This window comes from Leifsonia sp. L25 (genome assembly GCF_050632895.1).
Genome location: NZ_JBODRZ010000003.1, coordinates 3,017,823 through 3,036,707, shown reverse-complemented (window position 1 = coordinate 3,036,707; position 18,885 = coordinate 3,017,823). Strand labels below are relative to the sequence as shown.

Annotated in this window: 18 protein-coding genes, 1 pseudogene and 1 riboswitch; of the genes and pseudogenes, 11 read left to right on the top strand and 8 right to left on the bottom strand. The window is 71.7% G+C overall.

All coding sequences use genetic code 11. The features are described from left to right. Window positions 1-6: 6 nt before the first annotated feature. Both metG and rsmI read right to left on the bottom strand, forming a co-directional pair. Window positions 7-1,578 (bottom strand): annotated as a pseudogene (gene metG, locus ACRAWC_RS19285) (methionine--tRNA ligase); the annotation flags it as partial. Window positions 1,579-1,678: 100 nt separating this feature from the next. Further along, the gene (gene rsmI, locus ACRAWC_RS19280) at window positions 1,679-2,500 is read right to left on the bottom strand and encodes a 16S rRNA (cytidine(1402)-2'-O)-methyltransferase (protein WP_431349173.1); all 822 of its coding nucleotides are present in this window, start codon (window positions 2,498-2,500) and stop codon (window positions 1,679-1,681) included. Between the two features lie 150 nt (window positions 2,501-2,650). Here rsmI and ACRAWC_RS19275 point away from each other — a divergent pair, with 150 nt between their 5' ends. The 3 genes from ACRAWC_RS19275 to ACRAWC_RS19265 all read left to right on the top strand — a co-directional run bounded on the left by ACRAWC_RS19275 (window position 2,651) and on the right by ACRAWC_RS19265 (window position 6,962). After that, the gene (locus ACRAWC_RS19275) at window positions 2,651-4,180 is read left to right on the top strand and encodes a dolichyl-phosphate-mannose--protein mannosyltransferase (RefSeq protein ID WP_431349172.1); all 1,530 of its coding nucleotides are present in this window, start codon (window positions 2,651-2,653) and stop codon (window positions 4,178-4,180) included. 67 nt (window positions 4,181-4,247) lie between these two features. Then, window positions 4,248-5,837 carry a S53 family peptidase gene (locus tag ACRAWC_RS19270; protein WP_431349171.1) on the top strand — a complete coding sequence of 530 codons (1,590 nt, stop codon included), beginning with the start codon at window positions 4,248-4,250 and terminating at the stop codon, window positions 5,835-5,837. An 87-nt stretch (window positions 5,838-5,924) separates the two neighbouring features. Then, on the top strand, window positions 5,925-6,962 hold the full coding sequence (locus ACRAWC_RS19265) for a YeiH family protein (RefSeq protein ID WP_431349170.1): 1,038 nt from the start codon (window positions 5,925-5,927) through the stop codon (window positions 6,960-6,962). A gap of 3 nt (window positions 6,963-6,965) precedes the next feature. On the opposite strand, the gene ACRAWC_RS19260 is transcribed toward ACRAWC_RS19265, so the two are convergent. Continuing rightward, entirely contained in the window at window positions 6,966-7,280 is a 315-nt protein-coding gene (locus tag ACRAWC_RS19260) for a DMT family transporter (RefSeq protein WP_431349169.1), read from the bottom strand. A gap of 11 nt (window positions 7,281-7,291) precedes the next feature. Then, window positions 7,292-7,356: riboswitch (guanidine-III (ykkC-III) riboswitch) on the bottom strand. A gap of 111 nt (window positions 7,357-7,467) precedes the next feature. Here ACRAWC_RS19260 and ACRAWC_RS19255 point away from each other — a divergent pair. Beyond that, window positions 7,468-8,766: an O-acetylhomoserine aminocarboxypropyltransferase/cysteine synthase family protein gene (locus ACRAWC_RS19255; RefSeq protein WP_431349168.1), complete on the top strand. Its 1,299-nt coding sequence runs from the start codon at window positions 7,468-7,470 to the stop codon at window positions 8,764-8,766. Continuing rightward, window positions 8,763-9,347, top strand: coding sequence for a CoA-binding protein (locus ACRAWC_RS19250; protein ID WP_431349167.1), 585 nt, complete (start codon window positions 8,763-8,765; stop codon window positions 9,345-9,347). The genes ACRAWC_RS19255 and ACRAWC_RS19250 overlap by 4 nt, the downstream gene beginning before the upstream one ends. Before the next feature lie 81 nt (window positions 9,348-9,428). Here the strand turns inward: ACRAWC_RS19250 and ACRAWC_RS19245 are convergent, their stop codons facing one another. From ACRAWC_RS19245 to ACRAWC_RS19235, 3 genes are all read right to left on the bottom strand, one after another. After that, window positions 9,429-9,848 (bottom strand): type II toxin-antitoxin system VapC family toxin, encoded by a 420-nt coding sequence (locus ACRAWC_RS19245; RefSeq protein ID WP_431349166.1) that lies wholly within the window; start codon window positions 9,846-9,848, stop codon window positions 9,429-9,431. Window positions 9,849-9,937: 89 nt separating this feature from the next. Beyond that, complete coding sequence (locus tag ACRAWC_RS19240) at window positions 9,938-10,171, bottom strand: FitA-like ribbon-helix-helix domain-containing protein (protein ID WP_431349165.1); 234 nt, start codon at window positions 10,169-10,171, stop codon at window positions 9,938-9,940. 168 nt (window positions 10,172-10,339) lie between these two features. Further along, entirely contained in the window at window positions 10,340-10,921 is a 582-nt protein-coding gene (locus tag ACRAWC_RS19235; RefSeq protein WP_431349164.1) for a class I SAM-dependent methyltransferase, read from the bottom strand. A 143-nt stretch (window positions 10,922-11,064) separates the two neighbouring features. Between ACRAWC_RS19235 and ACRAWC_RS19230 the strand changes: the two genes are divergently transcribed. From ACRAWC_RS19230 to ACRAWC_RS19210, 5 genes are all read left to right on the top strand, one after another. After that, on the top strand, window positions 11,065-11,235 hold the full coding sequence (locus ACRAWC_RS19230) for a hypothetical protein (RefSeq protein ID WP_431349163.1): 171 nt from the start codon (window positions 11,065-11,067) through the stop codon (window positions 11,233-11,235). Between the two features lie 76 nt (window positions 11,236-11,311). Further along, entirely contained in the window at window positions 11,312-12,697 is a 1,386-nt protein-coding gene (locus tag ACRAWC_RS19225; protein ID WP_431349162.1) for an L-serine ammonia-lyase, read from the top strand. A gap of 756 nt (window positions 12,698-13,453) precedes the next feature. Then, window positions 13,454-14,356, top strand: coding sequence for a sulfurtransferase (locus ACRAWC_RS19220; RefSeq protein WP_431349161.1), 903 nt, complete (start codon window positions 13,454-13,456; stop codon window positions 14,354-14,356). Then, a complete protein-coding gene (locus ACRAWC_RS19215; RefSeq protein WP_431349484.1) occupies window positions 14,302-14,421 on the top strand; it encodes a hypothetical protein in 120 nt (39 codons plus the stop codon). Before ACRAWC_RS19220 ends, ACRAWC_RS19215 begins: the two co-directional genes overlap by 55 nt. Window positions 14,422-14,496: 75 nt before the next feature. Then, a complete protein-coding gene (locus tag ACRAWC_RS19210; RefSeq protein WP_431349160.1) occupies window positions 14,497-14,985 on the top strand; it encodes a glutathione peroxidase in 489 nt (162 codons plus the stop codon). A 21-nt stretch (window positions 14,986-15,006) separates the two neighbouring features. Here the strand turns inward: ACRAWC_RS19210 and ACRAWC_RS19205 are convergent, their stop codons facing one another. Continuing rightward, on the bottom strand, window positions 15,007-15,297 hold the full coding sequence (locus ACRAWC_RS19205) for a hypothetical protein (protein WP_431349159.1): 291 nt from the start codon (window positions 15,295-15,297) through the stop codon (window positions 15,007-15,009). Between the two features lie 72 nt (window positions 15,298-15,369). Here ACRAWC_RS19205 and ACRAWC_RS19200 point away from each other — a divergent pair, with 72 nt between their 5' ends. Then, window positions 15,370-15,786 carry a TraR/DksA family transcriptional regulator gene (locus tag ACRAWC_RS19200; protein WP_431349158.1) on the top strand — a complete coding sequence of 139 codons (417 nt, stop codon included), beginning with the start codon at window positions 15,370-15,372 and terminating at the stop codon, window positions 15,784-15,786. Between the two features lie 11 nt (window positions 15,787-15,797). On the opposite strand, the gene ACRAWC_RS19195 is transcribed toward ACRAWC_RS19200, so the two are convergent. Further along, window positions 15,798-18,743, bottom strand: a complete 2,946-nt coding sequence (locus tag ACRAWC_RS19195) for a helix-turn-helix transcriptional regulator (RefSeq protein ID WP_431349157.1) — start codon at window positions 18,741-18,743, stop codon at window positions 15,798-15,800. Between the last annotated feature and the right edge of the window lie 142 nt (window positions 18,744-18,885).

Below are 18,885 nucleotides of genomic sequence, written 5' to 3'. Positions count from 1 at the left end.
CACCACGTCCGCCTCGATGCGCGGGAACAGCGCCTCGAGCCCGTTCACCTCGGTGCCGGCGGGCAGGCGGCCCCAGTCGCCGGCCTTCCGCAGCGGCTGCGCGTCCAGCGGGCCGAGCTCCGCGGTCACGCCGAGCGCCGTCCACAGCTTCGCCGTCGCCTTCGGGACGACCGGCGACAGCAGCACGGCGAGCGCGCGCAGTCCCTCTGCCGCGGTGTAGAGCACGGTCTGGAGGCGCTCGCGCTTGGCGTCGTCCTTCGCCAGCGACCACGGCTCCTGGATGGTGATATAGCCGTTCAACTCGTCCACGATGGTCCACACCGCGGCGAGCGCGTCGTGGATCGCGAACCGGCTCATCGCGGCGTCGGCGTCGGCTGCGGCCGTCGCGACGACCTGCTGCACGTGGAGGTCGGCCTCCTCGTACACGGATGCCGGCGGCACGACGCCCTCGAAGTAGCGGGTGACCATCGCGATCACGCGCGACGCCAGGTTGCCGAAACCGTTGGCCAGTTCGGCCTGGTAACGCGCGGCGAGGTCCTCCCAGCTGAACGAGCCGTCCTGCCCGAAGTTGATCGCGCGCAGGAAGTAGTAGCGGAACGCGTCGGAGCCGAACGTGTCGGTGATCTGCGTCGGCGCGATGCCGGTCAGCTTGGACTTGGACATCTTCTCGCCGCCGACCAGCAGCCAGCCGTGCCCGAAGACCCGGTGCGGCACCTCGAGCCCGGCGGCCATCAGCATGGCGGGCCAGATGACGGCGTGGAAGCGCAGGATGTCCTTGCCGACCAGGTGCGTCGCCGGCCAGCGGCGCTCGAAGTTCTCCTCGTCCTGCCCGTAGCCGACCGCTGTCACGTAGTTGAGCAGCGCGTCGAACCACACGTACACGACGTGCGACTCGTCCCACGGCACCTTGATGCCCCAGTCGAAGCTCGACCGCGAGATGGAGAGGTCGCTGAGCCCTTGGCGCACGAACGACACGACCTCGTTGCGTGCCGACTCCGGCTGCACGAAGTCCGGGCGCTCCTCGTAGAGCCCCAGCAGCCGGTCGGCGAAGTCGCTCATCCGGAAGAAGTAGTTCTTCTCCTGCAGCAGCTCCAGCGGCTTCGAGTGGATGGCGCACACCTTCTGGCCCTCGTACTCCCCCGTGCCGTCGACGATCTCGCTCTGCGGCTTGAACTCCTCGCAGCCGACGCAGTAGAGCGCCTCGTACTCGCCGGCGTAGATGAAGCCGTCGTCGTACAGCTTCTGCAGGAACTTCTGGACGTTCTCCTCGTGCCGCGCATCCGTGGTGCGGATGAAGTCGTCGTTGGCGATGTCGACGGTCTTCAGCAGCGGCAGCCACTCGTTCGTCACCAGCCGGTCGGCCCACTCCTTCGGGGTGGTGCCGTTGGCGGTCGCGGTGCGCAGGATCTTCTGGCCGTGCTCGTCGGTCCCGGTGAGCAGCCAGGTGTCGTCGCCGGCCTGGCGGTGCCAGCGCGCGAGCACATCCGCAGCGACCTCCGTGTAGGCGTGCCCGATGTGCGGGACGTCGTTGACGTAGAAGATCGGCGTGGTGATATAGAACGCGGAGCCGTCGGACATGGTGACTATCCTACGGGCGCGGGAGGGGGCGGGCGGGCGTGTTACCGGGGGTGCGGAGGCGCTCCACCCATTCGGAGCCCACGCACTGACCCTTGCCGCACTAACCTCGCCGCGCCTCCAGCGCCGCCTGGTACAGCTCGCGCCGCGAGAGCCCGGTCGCCTCCGCGACCTCCGCCGCCGCCTCCTTCAGCCGTGCGCCGTCGCCGACGAGCGCGAGGACCTGCTGCAGCGCGGTGGCCGGGTCGGCCTCCCGCGCCGGCGCTCCGGCGATCACCACGACGATCTCGCCGCGCACCCCGTCCGCCGCCCACACGGCCAGCTCCTGCAGTGTCCCGCGACGGGTCTCCTCGTGCAGCTTCGTCAGCTCCCGGCACACGACCGCGCGGCGCTCCGCCCCGAATACCGTCGCCAGGTCGGCGAGGGAGGCCGCGAGCCGGTTGGGCGACTCGAAGAACACCATCGTGCGCTGCTCGGCCGCGAGCGCCCGCGCGGCCGAGGTGCGCTCGCCGTGCTTGCGCGGCAGGAAGCCCTCGAACGTGAACCGGTCGGTCGGGAGGCCGGACACGGCGAGCGCCGACAGCACCGCGCTCGGTCCGGGCACCACCGTGACGCCCACGCCGGCGGCCGCGGCGGCCTCCACGAGCGGGAACCCCGGGTCGGAGACCGTGGGCATCCCGGCGTCGGAGAGGACCACCACGTCCTGGTCGCGAGCCAGCTCCACCAGCTCCGCGGCACGGTCGCGCTCGTTGTGCTCGTGCAGGGCGATCAGCCGCGGGCGGTTCTCCACGCCGAGGCCGGCGAGGAGGCGCTGCGTGACACGGGTGTCCTCCGCGGCGACGACGGTCGCCGAGGCCAGCAGCTCGACCAGGCGGGCGGAGGCATCGCCCAGATTTCCGATCGGCGTCGCGGCGAGGATGATCATAGGTCCAGTCTGTCAGGATGTCCTGGTGACCTCCCCTCACCCCTCGCGGGCGACACCGCCTCGGCCGACGTCGCAGCAGCCGACGGCCGCCAGGCCGCGCACGCCGCGCCCGCCCGCGCCGGCAGTCGGCTGGACGACTGGTGGGCGCGCGTGCTGTGCACGCCGCTGCGGCTGAAGCTCTGGTACTGGGGCGCGCCGATCGCGGTCACGCTGCTCGCCGCGATCCTGCGGCTGTGGGACCTCGGCACCCCGCACGTGCTCGTCTTCGACGAGACCTTCTACGTCAAGGACGCCTGGAGCCTCTTCCACCTCGGCTACGAGGGGAGCTGGCCCGACAAGGCCGACCAGTCGTTCAACGCGGGCGACACGAATATCTTCGAGTCCTCCCCCTCGTTCGTCGCGCATCCACCGCTCGGCAAGTGGATCATCGCACTCGGGATGGCCGCGACCGGCGCCGGCAACTCGTTCGGCTGGAGGGTGTCGACCGCGGTCGTCGGCATCCTGGCCGTGCTCATCGTTTTCCTCCTCGCCCGCGCCCTGTTCTCCTCCACGATCATCGCCACGATCGCGGGCTTCCTGTTCGCCATCGACGGGCACGCGATCGTGATGAGCCGCGTGGCCCTGCTCGACAACATCGTCATGTTCTTCGCGCTGCTCGCGTTCGGCTGCGTCCTGCTCGACCGGCGTTGGCATGCGGACCGGCTCGCCGCGAAGCTCCTCATCGCGCGCAGAGCGGGCCGGGACCCCTCCTGGGGGCCGGTGCTCTGGTGGCGTCCGTGGCTGATCGCCGCAGGCATCCTGACCGGGCTCTGCGCGGGCGTGAAGTGGAGCGGGTTCTACTTCCTCGCGTTCTTCGCCGTCTACACCGTCGTGGTGGACATCGTCGCCCGGCGCCGGGAGGGCGTGGCCTTCCACATCAGCGGCGGCCTGCTCAAGCAGGCGCCCGCGACCTTCGTGCTGATGGTCCCGATCGCCCTCCTCTCCTACCTCGCCACCTGGACCGGCTGGCTGGTGACCCGCGGCGGCTACTACCGCAACTGGGCGCAGTCGCTGCACATGCAGTGGACGGGCGGTCTCTCCTGGGTGCCGCTGTGGTTCCAGAACCTCTGGCACTACCAGTCGGAGATGTACAACTACAGCATCAACCTGCACGTGCCGCACCCGTACCAGTCCAACCCGCTGACCTGGCTGTTCATGATCCGGCCGACGAGCATGTACTACACCGGAAACGCGTACGGCCAGGGCGGCTGCACCGCGCCGGGAGGCTGCTCGGCGGCGATCACGTCGCTCGGCAACCCGATCATCTGGTGGGCGGCCGCCGCTGCGGTGTTCTACCTGGTCTACCGGCTCGCCCGCTACCGCGAGTGGCAGGCCGGGCTCATCCTCACCGGCCTCGCCGCGGGATACCTGCCGTGGCTGCTCTACATCAACCGCACGATCTTCCAGTTCTACGCGATCGCGTTCGAGCCGTACCTGATCCTCGCGCTCGCGGCGGTCATCGCGCTCGTGCTCGGCAAACGCACGGACCCGGAGCGGCGGCGGCAACGCGGGATCGCCTGGACGACGGTGTTCCTCGGGCTCGCGACAGTGGTCTCGGCCTTCTTCTGGCCGATCTGGACGGCGCAGCAGGTGCCGTTCTGGTTCTGGCAGATCCACATGTGGCTGCCGAGCTGGGTCTGAGGCCGTTCGTCCGCCGATCCGGAATCGGCCCCTCCCGCTGTCGGCCCCGGGTGGTAGACCGGTGAGTATGGATGCCGAAGAGCCGCTGAACCTCGTCCCCCTTCCCGGAAGCGACCGGCCCGAACGCGCCGGCTTCCAGGCGCACGGAGCCCTCCCACCCGACACACCCGTCGAGGCGACGCTGATCCTGCGCCGCCGGGCGCCGCTCCCCGCCGACGCCTTCACGTCGCACCTGACCCCGCAGGAGCTCGGCGACCGCTACGGCGCGTCGCCCGAGGACCTCCGACTCGTGACGTCGACCCTCAAACGCCTCGGCGTGACCATCGATGAGGAGAACGCCGCCGAGCGCCGCGTGCGCGTGTCGGGTCCGGTCTCGGTCCTGGCGCGCGTGTTCGGCACCGACCTCGCGGAGGCCCGCCCGGCCGATGCTGCGGAGGACGCCCCGAGCTTCCGCCAGCGCACCGGCGGCCTGAGCATCCCGGCGGAGCTCGACGGCGTCGTGACCGCGGTGCTCGGCCTCGACGACCGGCCCCAGGCGCGCGCCCAGTTCCACATCACGCCGGCCGCCGCGGTGAGCACCAGCTACACGCCGCCCCAGCTCGGCACGGTCTACGACTTCCCCGCGGGCACCGACGGCAGTGGCCAGACCATCGCCATCATCGAGCTGGGCGGCGGCTACGTGCAGGCCGACCTCGACACCTACTTCGCCGGCCTCGGCATCCCCTCGCCGTCGGTGACCGCCGTCGGCGTGGACGGCGCCGCCAACGTGCCCGGCCAGGACCCGAACGGCGCCGACGGCGAGGTCATGCTCGACATCGAGGTGGCCGGCGCTCTCGCCCCCGGCGCGAAGCTGCTGGTGTACTTCGCGCCCAACACCGACGCCGGCTTCCTGGACGCCATCAGCACCGCCGCGCACGCGACCCCGACCCCGGCCGTGATCAGCGTCAGCTGGGGGCAGTCCGAGGACCAGTGGACGGCGCAGGCGCGCAACGCCTTCGACCAGGCCATCCAGGACGCCGCAGCTCTCGGCGTGACCACGACCGTGGCGGCCGGCGACGACGGCAGCACCGACCGCGTCGGCGACGGCAAGGCGCACGTCGACTTCCCGGCGTCCTCCCCGCACGCCCTCGCCTGCGGCGGCACCCGCCTGGAGGCCGACACGTCGACCGGAGCCGTCCAGTCCGAGACCGTCTGGAACAACGGCGCCGGCAACGGCGCGACCGGCGGCGGCGTCAGCGACGTCTTCGCGTTGCCGACCTGGCAGAAGAACGTCGGAGTGCCGTCCGGCCCCGGCGGGACTGACGCGGGCGGTGCCGCCAACGGCCCCGGCGGCCGCGGCGTCCCCGATGTGTCGGCGGTCGCCGACCCGCAGACCGGCTACCAGGTGCGGGTGGACGGGAAGGACATGGTGATCGGCGGCACGAGCGCCGTAGCGCCGCTGTGGGCCGCGCTGATCGCACGGCTGGCTCAGTCCGCCGGGTCCCGCTTCGGGCTGGTGCAGCCGAAACTGTACGACTCCATCCGGGCCGGGCAGGTCGCCGCCGGGTTCCGGGACATCACCTCCGGGAACAACGGGGCCTACACGGCGCAGTCGGGATGGGATGCGTGCACGGGGCTCGGCGTGCCCGACGGGACGCGGCTGAAGTCGGTGCTCTGACCGCGCACCGGAGCAGGCACGGCGTAAGGGCGACGCGGCGGCCGACCGGTGTCGGGAGCGGGTGTGCGTTGACGCAAGAATGGGACGGTGACCTCACCCGCCACTGCGCCCACCCCGTCACCCGCCCGATCCTCCCTCGCCTGGCTGTCCGGCGTGGCCGTCGCGGCCCTCGCCGCTGCCGCGGCCTGGGGCATCCACTGGCTGGCGCCGGCGGTGCCGTTGCTCACGGCGGCGGTCGTGCTGGGGATCGTCGTCGGTCAGATTCCCGCCGCGCGCGGCGCCCTCGCCGGGGTGCTGGCCCCCGGTCTCACGGTGAGCGCGAAGCGGCTGATGCGGATCGGCGTCGTGCTGCTCGGCCTCAAGCTCAGCCTCGGTGACATCGCCGGGCTCGGCTGGGTGGCCATCCTGACGACCGTCGGGATCGTGGTGTTCAGCTTCGCCGGCACCTTCCTGATCGGCCGGCTCTTCCGCCTCCCCGGCCACCAGCCGCTGCTGATCGCGACCGGCTTCTCGATCTGCGGCGCGTCCGCGATCGGCGCGATGAGCGGCGTGGTCAAGCCGAAGGACGAGGAGGCCGCCACCCCGGTCGCGCTGGTCACGCTCTGCGGGACGCTCGCGATCTTCGTGCTGCCGCTCTTCTGGCATCCGCTGGGCCTCTCGCCCGTGCAGTTCGGCCACTGGGTCGGCGGCGGCGTCCACGACGTCGGCCAGGTGGTCGCGACCGCGCAGATCGCGGGCCCGGCCGCGCTGACCGTGGCGATCGTCGTCAAGCTCACCCGCGTCCTCATGCTCGCCCCGACGGTCGCGATCGCGGCGATCGTCGAGCGCCGCCGCCGCGTGGAGGGCGACCCCAGCGTCAAGCGGCCGCCGATCGTCCCGCTCTTCGTCGCAGGCTTCATCGTCGCTGTGCTGATCCGCTCCTTCGTGCCGCTGCCGAGCGTCGTGACCGACGGCGCGGACACACTGCAGACGATCCTCCTCGCGATGGCCCTCTTCGGCCTCGGGACGGCCGTCCGGCTGCGCACGCTCGTCGGAACGGGCTGGCGAGCGCTCGCCACCGGACTGCTCTCCTGGGCGCTGATCGCCGCGCTCGCGCTCGGCGCGGTGTGGGTGTCGGCCGGCTGACGGCTAGTGCGCGAGCTTCAGGCCGATGACGCAGCCGACCAGACCGAGGATGAGCAGGAGCTTCACGATCGAGAAGCCGTCGCCGCCGAACACCATCGCGTAGAGCACGGTGAGCGCCGCGCCGATGCCGACCCAGACCGCGTAGGCCGTGCCGGTGGAGATCTCGCGCATCGCATACGCGAGGCCGCCCATCGACGCGAGGAGGCCGGCGACGAACACGACGGTCGGCCAGAGGCGCGTGAGCCCGGCCGACTTCCCGAGGGCCGTCGCCCAGACGGCTTCGAGCACGCCGGAGAGGATGAGGACGATCCACGACACGATGACGACTCCTTGGCCAGTCTTGTCGCGCGCCGGGTACTGAACCGTCGTCCGGGATCGCGGTCAGGCGATCGGAATCCAGCCTAGCGAGCGAGGCTGGGCACGCTCCGTGCACAGCCGGCGACGGATGACCGCGTGTTACGGACCCCGCCCGACGGGCCCTCGCGGCCTCGGGTAGCGTGGCCGCATGGCTGATCGCGAATATGGCTTCCGGACGCGTGCGATTCACGCGGGCAACATCCCCGACCCCGTGACCGGGGCCCGCGCACTGCCGATCTACCAGACCAGCGCGTTCGTGTTCGACGACACCGCGGACGCCGCCGCACGCTTCGCCCTGCAGAAGTACGGCAACATCTACTCGCGGCTGGAGAACCCCACGGTCGCCGCGTTCGAGGAGCGCGTCGCGAGCCTCGAGGGCGGCATCGGCGCTGTGGCGACCGCCAGCGGGCTGAGCGCGCAGTACATCACCTTCGCGTCGCTGGCCGGTGCCGGCGACCACATCGTGGCGTCCGCGAATCTCTACGGCGGCTCGATCACGCAGCTCGATGTGACCCTGCGCCGCTTCGGTGTGGACACGACCTTCGTGCAGAGCTCCGACCCGGCAGACTACGCGGCGGCGATCACCGACCGCACCAAGCTCGTGTTCGCGGAGACGATCGCCAACCCCTCCGGCGAGATCGCCGACATCGAGGGTCTGGCCGAGGTCGCCCACGCCGCCGGGGTCCCCCTGATCATCGACTCGACCATCGCGACGCCCTACCTGAACCGCCCGATCGAGTGGGGCGCCGACATCGTCATCCACTCGGCGACCAAGTTCCTCGGTGGCCACGGCACGACTCTCGGCGGCGTCGTCGTGGAGAGTGGTCGTTTCGACTGGCACACCGAGAAGTTCCCGCTGTTCGGCCAGCCGGTGCCGTCGTACGGCGGGTTGCAATGGTCGGGCAACTTCGGCGAGTACGCCTTCCTCACCCGTCTTCGCGCCAAGCAGCTCCGCGACATCGGCCCCTCGCTCGCGCCGCACTCGGCGTTCCTGCTGGCGCAGGGCGTCGAGACGCTGCCCTATCGGATCCAGGCGCACGTCGACAACGCCCGCTCGGTGGCCGAGTGGCTGGACGAGGACCCCCGGATCGAGAAGGTCTTCTGGGCCGGGCTGCCCGAGCACCCGCACCACCGACGCGCGCAGAAGTACCTTCCGAAGGGCCCTGGCAGCGTGTTCTCGTTCGTCGTGAAAGGCGGACGGGAGGTCGGTCAGCGTCTGATCGAGTCTCTGAACCTCGCCAGCCACCTGGCGAACATCGGCGACGCGAAGACGCTCGTCATCCACCCCGCCTCCACGACGCACGCGCAACTCACCGAGCAGCAGCTCCTCGACGCCGGCGTGCTCCCCGGCGTCGTACGCATCAGCGTCGGCATCGAGGACGTCGACGACATCATCTACGATCTGGACCAGGCGCTCAGCGCAGCGGTGAAGGAGGCGGCAGCATGACGACGGCGAACGCGACCACCACGACGACGCAGGTCCAGCTCGTCAACGGCCTGAGCTGCTCTCTCCCGGCCGACTCGCCGCTGGCCAAGCTCCTGAAGTCGCAGCGCACCTGGACCGGCCCGGACGCCAGGGAGCGTCTCCGCATCCTGCGCGCCGCGAAGTCGGTCGCGATCGTCGGCGCGTCGGCGAACCCGGCGCGGTCCAGCTACTTCGTCGGAACGTACCTGCAGCAGTCGAGCGACTTCCGCGTGTCCTTCGTCAACCCGAACGCCGACACCATCCTCGGCCAGAAGGCCTACCCGGATCTCGCCTCCCTTCCCGAGGTGCCTGACATCGTGGACGTGTTCCGCCGAGCGAGCGACATCCCGAGCGTGATCGACGAGGCCGTGGCCGTCGGCGCGCCGACCGTGTGGGTGCAGCTCGGCATCTGGAACCAGGAGGCCGCCGAGTACGGCGAGTCCCTCGGCCTCACTGTCGTGATGGATCGCTGCATCAAGATCGAGCACGCCCGCTTCCACGGCGGACTCCACCTGCTCGGCTTCGACACCGGCCAGATCACCGCCCGCAAGACACTGCGCTGACCCCACAGTGCGCTGAACTCACAGTGCGCTGAACTCACATTGCGCTGAGCTGACGCGGCACTGACCTGACGCTGCGCTGACCTATTTCTCGACCACCTCCAGCCCCCGCCTCTTCACCGCGGGCAGCGACTCCATCGCCCGCGTAAGCCGCTTGTCGGTCGTCACGAGCGGCGCGGTGAGCAGTTCGGACAGCGCGACGAACGTCGCGTCGAACCCGCCGAGGCTGCCCCGCAGATCCCACACGCGCTGCTCGACCGTCTCGAACGGCCAGGGCTCGATGGGGAGCTCCAAGAGCTCGGCGTAGGCCATCGATGCCTCGGCGTCGCTCAGGTCGCCCCGCCGCCGCAGCTTGCGCAGGACGTTGGCCGCCTCGGCGAACATCAGATCGGGGGCAGCCAGGTCGCGGCCGCGCAGACGCTCGGCCACGGCCCGACCGTTTTCACCGGGGTCGACGAGGAGATCGATGACGGCGCAGGTGTCGACGATCACCGTCTCGGGCACACCGAAGTCGTCCGGGAGCGGGCCGCGCGACGACGCCGAGGGATGCCCGGCGTGAGCCGCCGTGCGGCGCACGGCAGCCGCCACCGCGCTCACTCGCGGCTCCCGGCGATCATGTCGGCCACGGCCTCCCGGTCGAGCGGCGGGAAGTGCTCCGCGCGGCGACGGATGCTGTCGAGCACGTCGTCGACCGTGCGCTTGCCGGCGATACGGGTGAGTTCATGCACGAGGTACTCCTGGAGTGATCGGCCCGAACGCGCCGCACGCGCCGCGAGCTCGTCGCGCACCTCGTCCGGAACAGAACGGATCGTGATTGAAATGGGCATGCATGCAGTTTAGCAGCAGTCGCGGCATTATGCAGGTCTCTTTCTGTAGACGGATGCGATGTGTCCATCCTGGGTGGGCGCGGACGTGCGGAGTCGTCCCGGACGAAATCAGTGGAGAAGTCGCGGGAAGTCAGCGGCTGTGGAGGAATTCCGTCCGCACCCCGGCGCTCACGCCCGCGCCACGATGTGGAACACGTGCCAGTGCTTGGGCCCCTCGAACGACATCCCGCGCCGGTCGTCCTCGACCAGCCGGAGCACCTCCAGCCCGGTGAGCATGGCCTCCACCCCTGCGCGGTCGTGGAAGTTCATCCCCGGCCGCCCGAACCACTCGTCATGCGGCCCGAACAGCTCCCCCGCGAACAGGCCGCCGGGCTCGATCGCGTCACGGATGTCGGCCCAGAGATAGGGGAACCGAGCCGGGTCGCAGAACGGCAGCGCGAACCCGGCGTAGACGAACTCCGCACGCGGCAGCTCGCCGAGCGCCTCGAAGGCGGCGCAGCGCGTGGTGACACGGCCGGACGCAGCGGGATCCAGCCCGGAGCGCACCCGCTCGTCCACCGCAGGGTCGGAGTCCACGGCGAGCACCTGCCAGCCGCGCTCCGCGAGGTCGCGCGTCTCGACCCCGTCGCCGCAGCCGAGGTCCACGGCGGTCCCCGCCGGCCCGTCCCATGCCGCGAGAGCCGACTCGTACGTCGGCCGGACGCCGCGTCCGCCCTGCTTCTCGTAGAAGTGCGACCAGTCGAACGCCATGCCCCGAGCCTACGCGCGGCGCGGCGCGGAACGCCCGGTCCTGGCTGAAATCGGCGAGTGGAGTCCAGCCAGCGCTCTTCCCCGCGTCGCGGTGCCCGGTCCGGTCTCCCGCGCCGGACCGGCGCGAGCGTAGTGTGACCGGCATGGACATCGGCGTCGGAACGACCGTCTGGCTCGGGGACCGCCCGGGCGTCGTGGTGGAGGGACCGGACGAAGGCGGTCAGTTCCTCATCGAGTACACCTCCCTGGAAGGCGGACTGGACACCACCTGGTGTCCGCCGGGTGACGCCCGGGTGAAGGTTCGCGAAACCTGAGTTCCGCGCGCGAAACCTGCGCCGATGCGCACGTTCACGCGGGAATCCCGCACAATCGGCGACGTACACTGGAGAAGTGACAGCGTACGTCTCCGCCTTCGACCTGTTCTCGATCGGCATCGGTCCCTCGAGCTCGCACACCGTCGGACCCCTCCGAGCGGCGAAGGCGTTCGCCGACCGACTCGTCGCCGACGGGCTGGTGGACCACGTCGACCAGGTCACCTGCACCCTCTACGGCTCCCTCGGCTCGACCGGGATCGGGCACGGCACGCCGGACGCCGTCGTCGCCGGGCTCCGCGGCAACGAGCCGGAGAACTGCCGCCCGGACGACGTGCGCGGCGCGTGGTCCGGCATCGCCGACGGCGCGACTCTGCGCCTCGCGGGCGTGCGCGATATCCCGCTCAGCAAGGACGACATCGACTTCGAGCCGCGCACCCGCCTCCCCGGCCACCCCAACGCGCTCACTCTGCGCGCGTGGGGCAGCAGCGCCGACGGCACACGCCAGCCGCTCCCCCTGCTGGAGGAGACCTACTACTCCATCGGCGGCGGCTTCATCCGCCGCGACGGCGAGGAGGCCGACCTCGCCGCGCGCGCAGCGCACCCGCTGCCCTACGACTCGGCCGCAGAGCTGCTCGCGATCTGCGCGCGGCTCGACATCCCGATCTGCGAGGTCGCCCGGCGCAACGAGGCGGCCCTGCACGGCGAGGAGGCCACCGACGCGCGCCTCGACCTGATCTGGGAGGCGATGGCCGAGTGCGTCTCGCGCGGCCTGGCCGGGGACGGCACGCTCCCCGGCGGCCTCGGCGTCAAGCGTCGCGCCGCCGCGATGCGCGAGCACTTGGAGAGGGTCCAGGACGACCCGGGCCGAGCCACGTCGCTGGAGTGGCTGCACGCCTTCGCCCTGGCCGTGAACGAGGAGAACGCCTCGGGCGGCCGTGTCGTCACCGCGCCGACGAACGGCGCCGCGGGGATCGTGCCCGCGGTCGCCCACTACTACCTGCGCTTCGTGCCGGGCGCGACGCTCGACGGCATCCGCAAGTACCTCCTGACCGCGACCGCGATCGGCTCGCTGTTCAAGGCGAACGCCTCGATCTCGGGCGCCGAGGGCGGGTGCCAGGCGGAGGTCGGATCGGCGTGCGCGATGGCCGCGGGCGCGCTCTGCGCGGTGCTGGGCGGCACGCCGACGCAGGTCGAGAACGCGGCCGAGATCGCGATGGAGCATCACCTCGGTCTCACCTGCGACCCGGTCGAGGGCCTCGTGCAGATCCCGTGCATCGAACGGAACGCGATCGCGTCTTCCACCGCCGTCTCCGCCGCCCGCCTGGCGCTGCACGGCGACGGCTCGCACCTGGTCTCGCTGGACACGGTGATCGAGACGATGCGCCAGACCGGCCTGGACATGTCGACCAAGTACAAGGAGACCAGCGAGGGCGGCCTGGCCGTCAACGTCATCGAATGCTGAGACCGGCCCAATCGCGCGCAGTACGCAGGGTTGCGCCTCCCGTGCGCGACGTCACCGAACGCGCAGCCCCCCGTTCAGCAGCCTCCACCCCCGCGTTACGCACGGTTGCGCCTCCCGTGCGCGACGTCACCGAACGCGCAGCCCCCGTTCAGCAGCCTCCACCCCCGCGTTACGCACGGTTGCGCCTCCTGTAGGGCGACGTCACCGAAGGCGCAGCCCCCCGTTCAGCAGCCTCCACCCCCGCGTTACGCACGGTTGCGCCTCCTGTAGGGCGACGTCACCGAAGGCGCAGCCCCCGTTCAGCAGCCTCCACCCCCGCGTTACGCACGGTTGCGCCTCCTGTAGGGCGACGTCACCGAAGGCGCAGCCCCCGTTCAGCAGCCTCCACCCCCGCGTTACGCACGGTTGCGCCTCCTATAGGGCGACGTCACCGAAGGCGCAGCCCCCCGTTCAGCAGCCTCCACCCCCGCGTTACGCACGGTTGCGCCTCCTATAGGGCGACGTCACCGAAGGCGCAGCCCCCGTTCAGCAGCCTCCACCCCCGCGTTACGCACGGTTGCGCCTCCTATAGGGCGACGTCACCGAAGGCGCAGCCCCCCGTTCAGCAGCCTCCACCCCCGCGTTACGCACGGTTGCGCCTCCTATAGGGCGACGTCACCGAAGGCGCAGCCCCCGTTCAGCAGCCTCCACCCCCGCGTTACGCACGGTTGCGCCTCCTATAGGGCGACGTCGGAGGCCCCCGTTAGCGTGGTGCGCATGACTCTCACGACCGCGCATTCCGACGAGCCGACCGTCCCCGACCCCGCGACCCTCGCCGATCTTCGCGGCGATGGCGACGACGCGGAGGCCGTGGGCCGGGGCGAGGTCCGGGCCGGCGCAGTCGGTGCCGCGCTCGCCGGGCCGCTGGTGTCGACGCAGTGGCTCTGCGACCACCTCGGGTCGGACGGACTCCTCGTGATCGACGCCACGGTCGTCGCGGTCAGCGGCGCCGACGGGCGTACGGAGTACGTGAGCGGGATCGGGCGGCACGGAGAGGGCCATGTGCCCGGTGCCGTCTTCGCCGATCTGCTCGAGCGCTTCAGCGACCCGGCGGCGCCGTTCCCGTTCACGCGTCCCGGCGCCGAGGCGTTCGCCGCGGCCGCGGCAGCGCTCGGCGTGGACGCCGACACCACCGTCGTCGTCTACGACGGCGCGGTCGGGCAGTGGGCCTCCCGGTTGTGGTGGCTGTTCCGCTCGTTCGGGCACGACCGCGTCGCGGTCCTCGACGGCGGCGTGACCAAGTGGCGGGAAGAGGGCCGGCCGGTCGAGCCGGGGCCGGTGACGCCCGCGCCGTCCACCGACTTCGTCTCCGCCGAGCAGCCGGGGTTCTGGAGCGACCGCGGCGAGGTGGAGGCCCTCCTCGCCGGCGACCGACCCGGCACGCTGGTCTGCGGCACCGCGCCGAAGGATTTCGCCGCCCGGCACATCCCGGGCAGCGTGAGCGCGCCGGCCGTGCGGCTCGTCGACCGCGGGAGCAACGCCTTCCTGCCGGCCGCGGAACTGCACGACCTCTTCGCAGACGTGCTCACCTCCCCGACCCCATCGTCGCGTACTGCGGCGGCGGGATCGCGGCGGCGGCCGACGCCCTCGCCCTGGCACTGCTCGGGCGCGACGACGTGACCGTCTACGACGGGTCGCTGAACGAGTGGGCGTCCGATCCGGCGGCGCCGCTCGCGAGCGCCTGAGTCGCAGCGCGCCGCATTCCTGGGTCTTCACCGCAACCGCGCATACACTCCCGTATCGGGACGTAGGCTCGAACCATGACCCTGATGGATATCCCGTTCCACACCATCGATGGAGCTCCGACCAGCCTCGCCGCCTTTTCGGGCAAGGTCATCCTCGTCGTCAACGTCGCCTCTCGCTGCGGCCTCAGCCCGCAATACGAGAAGCTGGAGCGTCTGCAGGAGGCCTACGGCGACCGCGGCTTCACGGTGATCGGCTTCCCGAGCAACCAGTTCCTCCAGGAGCTCAGCTCCACCGAGGCGATCAAGGAGTACTGCTCGACGACGTGGGGCGTCACATTCCCGATGATGGAGAAGGTGCGTCTGAACGGCCGCAACGCGCACCCGCTCTACAGCGAGCTGACCACGCACCCGGACGGCGACGGCAAGGCTGGCAAGGTGAAGTGGAACTTCGAGAAGTTCGTCATCACGCCGGACGGCGCGGTGCACCGGTTCCGCCCGCAGCTGGAGCCGGACGACCCGCGGATCGTCGGACTCATCGAGGCGTCACTGCCGGCTGCGGTGTGAGGAGCGCCGGCCGACCCGGCGTCACGCCCGGCGGAACCAGCGGCCACCGACGCGCTCGGTGAGCCGCCAATCCCCGGCCTGCGCGAGCGCGGCGACCGCGGCGACCGCCGATTCGGCGACCCGGAGCGCGTCGTGGGCGCCGTCCGCGGTGAAGCGCACGGTGATCCGTGCCTCACGGCTGACGACATCGACGCTCGTCGCCTCGACGGTTGTCAGCTCGGCCACCGCGGCGGCGGCCGCGGGCTCGATCTCGGTCGGGGTCACGTCGGGCCTCAGGCGACCGACAGGGATGATCACACGAAACGAAGGCACGCGCCGAGCCTACGTCGGATATCAGAACCCCGGCGTACGCTGACCGGCGGGGAATCGGAAGGGGGTGCGCGGATGCACACCGAATCACCGGATACACGAGAGCTCTCCATCGTCCAGGACGACGGACTGCCCCTCGACGAGCTGGAGCGCTTCGACAGGATGCTGGACGAGCGACGCCACGTGGACGTCGCGGAAGCGCAGCGACTCGCGGAGGCGCTGGGATCGCTGCTGTCGTCACGGTCGGAGTCGACCGCCGACGACGAGCACGACCCGGAAGGCCCGACGCTGAGCTCGGAGTGGAGCAGGCTGCACGCCCTCCGCGCAGAGACCGCGGCGGACATCGCTGCCGTCGACGCGGCACGCGAGCGCATCCGGCTGGGACGATACGGCACCTGCGCGTCCTGCGGGCGCGCGATCGGCGTCCCGCGGCTGGAGGCCCGGCCGACGACCGAGCTGTGCATCGTCTGCGCGGTGGCCGCGGAGCGCTGAGCGACGCATCCTCACGCCATCGCTTCCTCACTTCCTCCCGCCGAGCCCCGGCGTGTCGCGGGAGGAAGTGAGGAAGCGATGGCTGCGGGCGGGCGCGGGGTGCGGGAGGCGCGGTAGACGGCCTCCGTGCGGCTGGCGGCGCCGACCTTGCGGAGGATGCTCGAGACGTGGACGCTCGCCGTCTTGGCCGAGATGAAAAGCACCTCGCCGATCTGCTTGTTGCTCAGGCCCTGCTCGATGAGGGCCAGGACCTGCTCCTCGCGTTCCGTGAGCGGGGCGCCGGGCCCGGGTGCGGCCGGACCTCCGGCCGCGCGGGCGCCGCGCGACGAGATGAGCGCCGCCGCCGCTTCGGCGAGGAGTCCGAAGCCCGAGCGCTCCGCTTCGTCGCGGGCGGCGACAGCCAGGCGTTCCGCCGCGGGACGGTCTGCCGCTGCGCGGGCGACCCGCGCGGCGCGCACGAGGGCGTACGGGTGCAGGTGCGCAGGGGCGAGCGGCGAGGCGGTCGCCTCGATGGCGGCCTCCCAGGCAACCCGGGCGCCGTCGAAGCGCTCGGCGGCGGACAGCCCCGATCCCACCTCGTCCATCGCTGCGGCCAGCGCGGTCGCGAGTTCGGCACGGATCACCGGCCCCCACGCGACAGCGGTCGGCCAGGCTTCGATGGCCACGAGCGCCGCGTCCAGGCGAGCTGCCTCCTCGGCGACGTCGACCGGGGTGTCGCGCTCGGCGCGCTCGTGGGCCGAGCGGAACGCCACGTCCGCCAGAGCGCGCGCCGCCGCCGCGAGCACGGGGAGGTCGTTGGCGGGCAACGGCCGGTGGGTGGACGCGCGCACCGGCGCGGTGTGCTCCCACGCGTCGAACGCATCGCCGCGGGCGATCGCCACCTCCGCAGCCAGCCGGGCGACCCCGAGCTCGGACTGGACCTCCAGGTCGCCGAGCGTGCGGAGGCCGCTGTGCCAGCGGCGCAGCAACGCCTCCGTCGTCTCCAGGTCGCCGCGCCACAGCGTGAGCCACAGCTTCATGCGCTGCAGGTGCGCGCGGAAGCTCGGCGGCGGATCGAGGGAGAGCGCGGGATCGAGCAGCGCCTCCGCACGGTCGAGCTGGCCGAGCGCGAGCAACGGCTCCACCGTGTTGGAGGACAGAATGACGCCGGTGGAGCGCTCGATGCCCCGCGCGCGGGCTTCGCGGACGCCCGCCTCGGCGAGGCGCACCGCCTCGGCGTAGCGGCCGAGGTTGTTCATCGCGTCGGACGCGTTGACCGCGTAGCGCAGCTCGGCGGTGGAGTCGTGCTCGGCGAGCCGGCCCGCTTCGTCCAGCTCCGCCAGTCCGCGCTCCACGAAGCCCTGGGAGACCAGGGAGCTGCCGAGGATGTTGTGCGCGACCGAGCGCAGCGCCGGCGACCCGTCGCCGGCCTCCTCGATCGCCTGCCTCGCGACGGTCACGGCGTCGTCGAACCGGGCCGCCAGCATGTACCGGGCGGCCAGCTCGGCCAGCAGTTGCAGGCGCAGGCCGTCGCCCTCCGGCAGGGCGCCGGGCGGGACCACGTCGAGCGCGCTCTGCAGCAGTTCCTGCACGCCGGTGCGGTTGAGGTTCTGGAGGTACTGCGCCTTGTCGCGGAGCAGTCGCGCGTGCCGGGCGGGAGGCAGGCCCTCGGCCGCCTCGAGCGCGACGTTGACGAGGGCGAGCGCGCGCTCGTTGTCGCCCGCGTTGCGCAGCGCCGACGCGGTGCGGGCCAATAGCTCGGTGCGGCCTCCGCTCCTCAGCCACTGTGCGCTCAGCTCGTCAGCGTCGGGCACGCTGTCCCACAGCTCCAGGGCGCGGTCGCCCATCGCCGCGGCCGTCGCATAGGCGTACGACATCCGCGCCTCGCTCAGTGCCTCCAGCGACGCGGTGAAGGCGCGCCGCACGTCGTGCGCCGCGAGCCAGTGCGTGGAGAGCTGAGTCGCCGAGCGCTGCGGGCTCGCCTCCAGTGCCTCGGCGAACCGCATGTGGAACCGGCTGCGCTCGCCCGGCAGCAGGTCGGCGTGGATGGCCTCGCGAACGAGCGCGTGCCGGAAGGTGTACTCGGTGGAGTCGGCGACCAGGACGTTGGCGACCACAGCCTCCCGAGCCGCCGCGTCGAGCTGGTCGGGTGTGCCGTCGAAGACCGCGCTGAGCAGCTCGTGGTCGACGCAGACCCCGCCGGCGGACACGAGGCGCAGCAGCCGCTGGGCCGGGTCGCTGAGCTTCTCGAACCGGGCGAGCAGCAGCTCGCGCAGGGTCTCGGGCAGGTCTTCGCCGGTCGCGAGCCCGTCGATGCCGATCAGCTCCTCGACGAAGAACGGGACGCCTTCGCTCATCTCGTAGACGCGGTCGACCGTCGCGGCGTCGGGCTCGCAGCCGAGCAGGCGGGCGATCAGCGCCTCCACCTGGCCTCGGCCGAGCCGGGCCAGCTCCCAGCGCGTGACGCGGCGGGTGCGCTCCAGTTCGGCGAGGTAGGCGCGCAGCGGGTGGCCGCGCGTGATCTCGTCGGTGCGGTAGCTCAGCACGACGAGGATGTGCCCGCGCTCGGCCATCCGGACGATGAAGCGGAGCAGTTCGAGCGTCGCGGTGTCGGCCCAGTGGAGGTCCTCCACCGCCAGGACGAGCGGACGGTCGAGCGAGAGCGTCTCGAACAGGACCGTGACGAGCTCGTAGAGCCGCTCGGCGCCGGTGCGCGCCGGCACCGCGGAGTCGTCGGCGAGTTCCGGCAGGAGCACGGAGAGCACGCCGGCGCCGTGGCCGGCGGCCTCCAGCACCGCGTCGAGCCCGCGCAGCTCGATCAGCCGGCGCAGGATGCCGGCGAACGGCGCGTACGGGGCGCCGTCGTTGCCGAGGTCGACGCACCGGCCGAGCACCACGGTGGCGGACTCCTCGGCCTCCGCCAGGAACTCGGCGAGCAACCGCGACTTGCCGATTCCGGCCTCGCCCCCGATCACCACGGCGCGAAGCCCGCCGTCGCGGCGAACCCCTCGAGCTCGTCGCGCAGCGCCTCGAGATCGGACTCGCGCCCGATCATCGTGGGGCTGGACGCCGGTGATCGCATGGCCTCATCGTGCCACGGACCACCGACATCCGAACCCC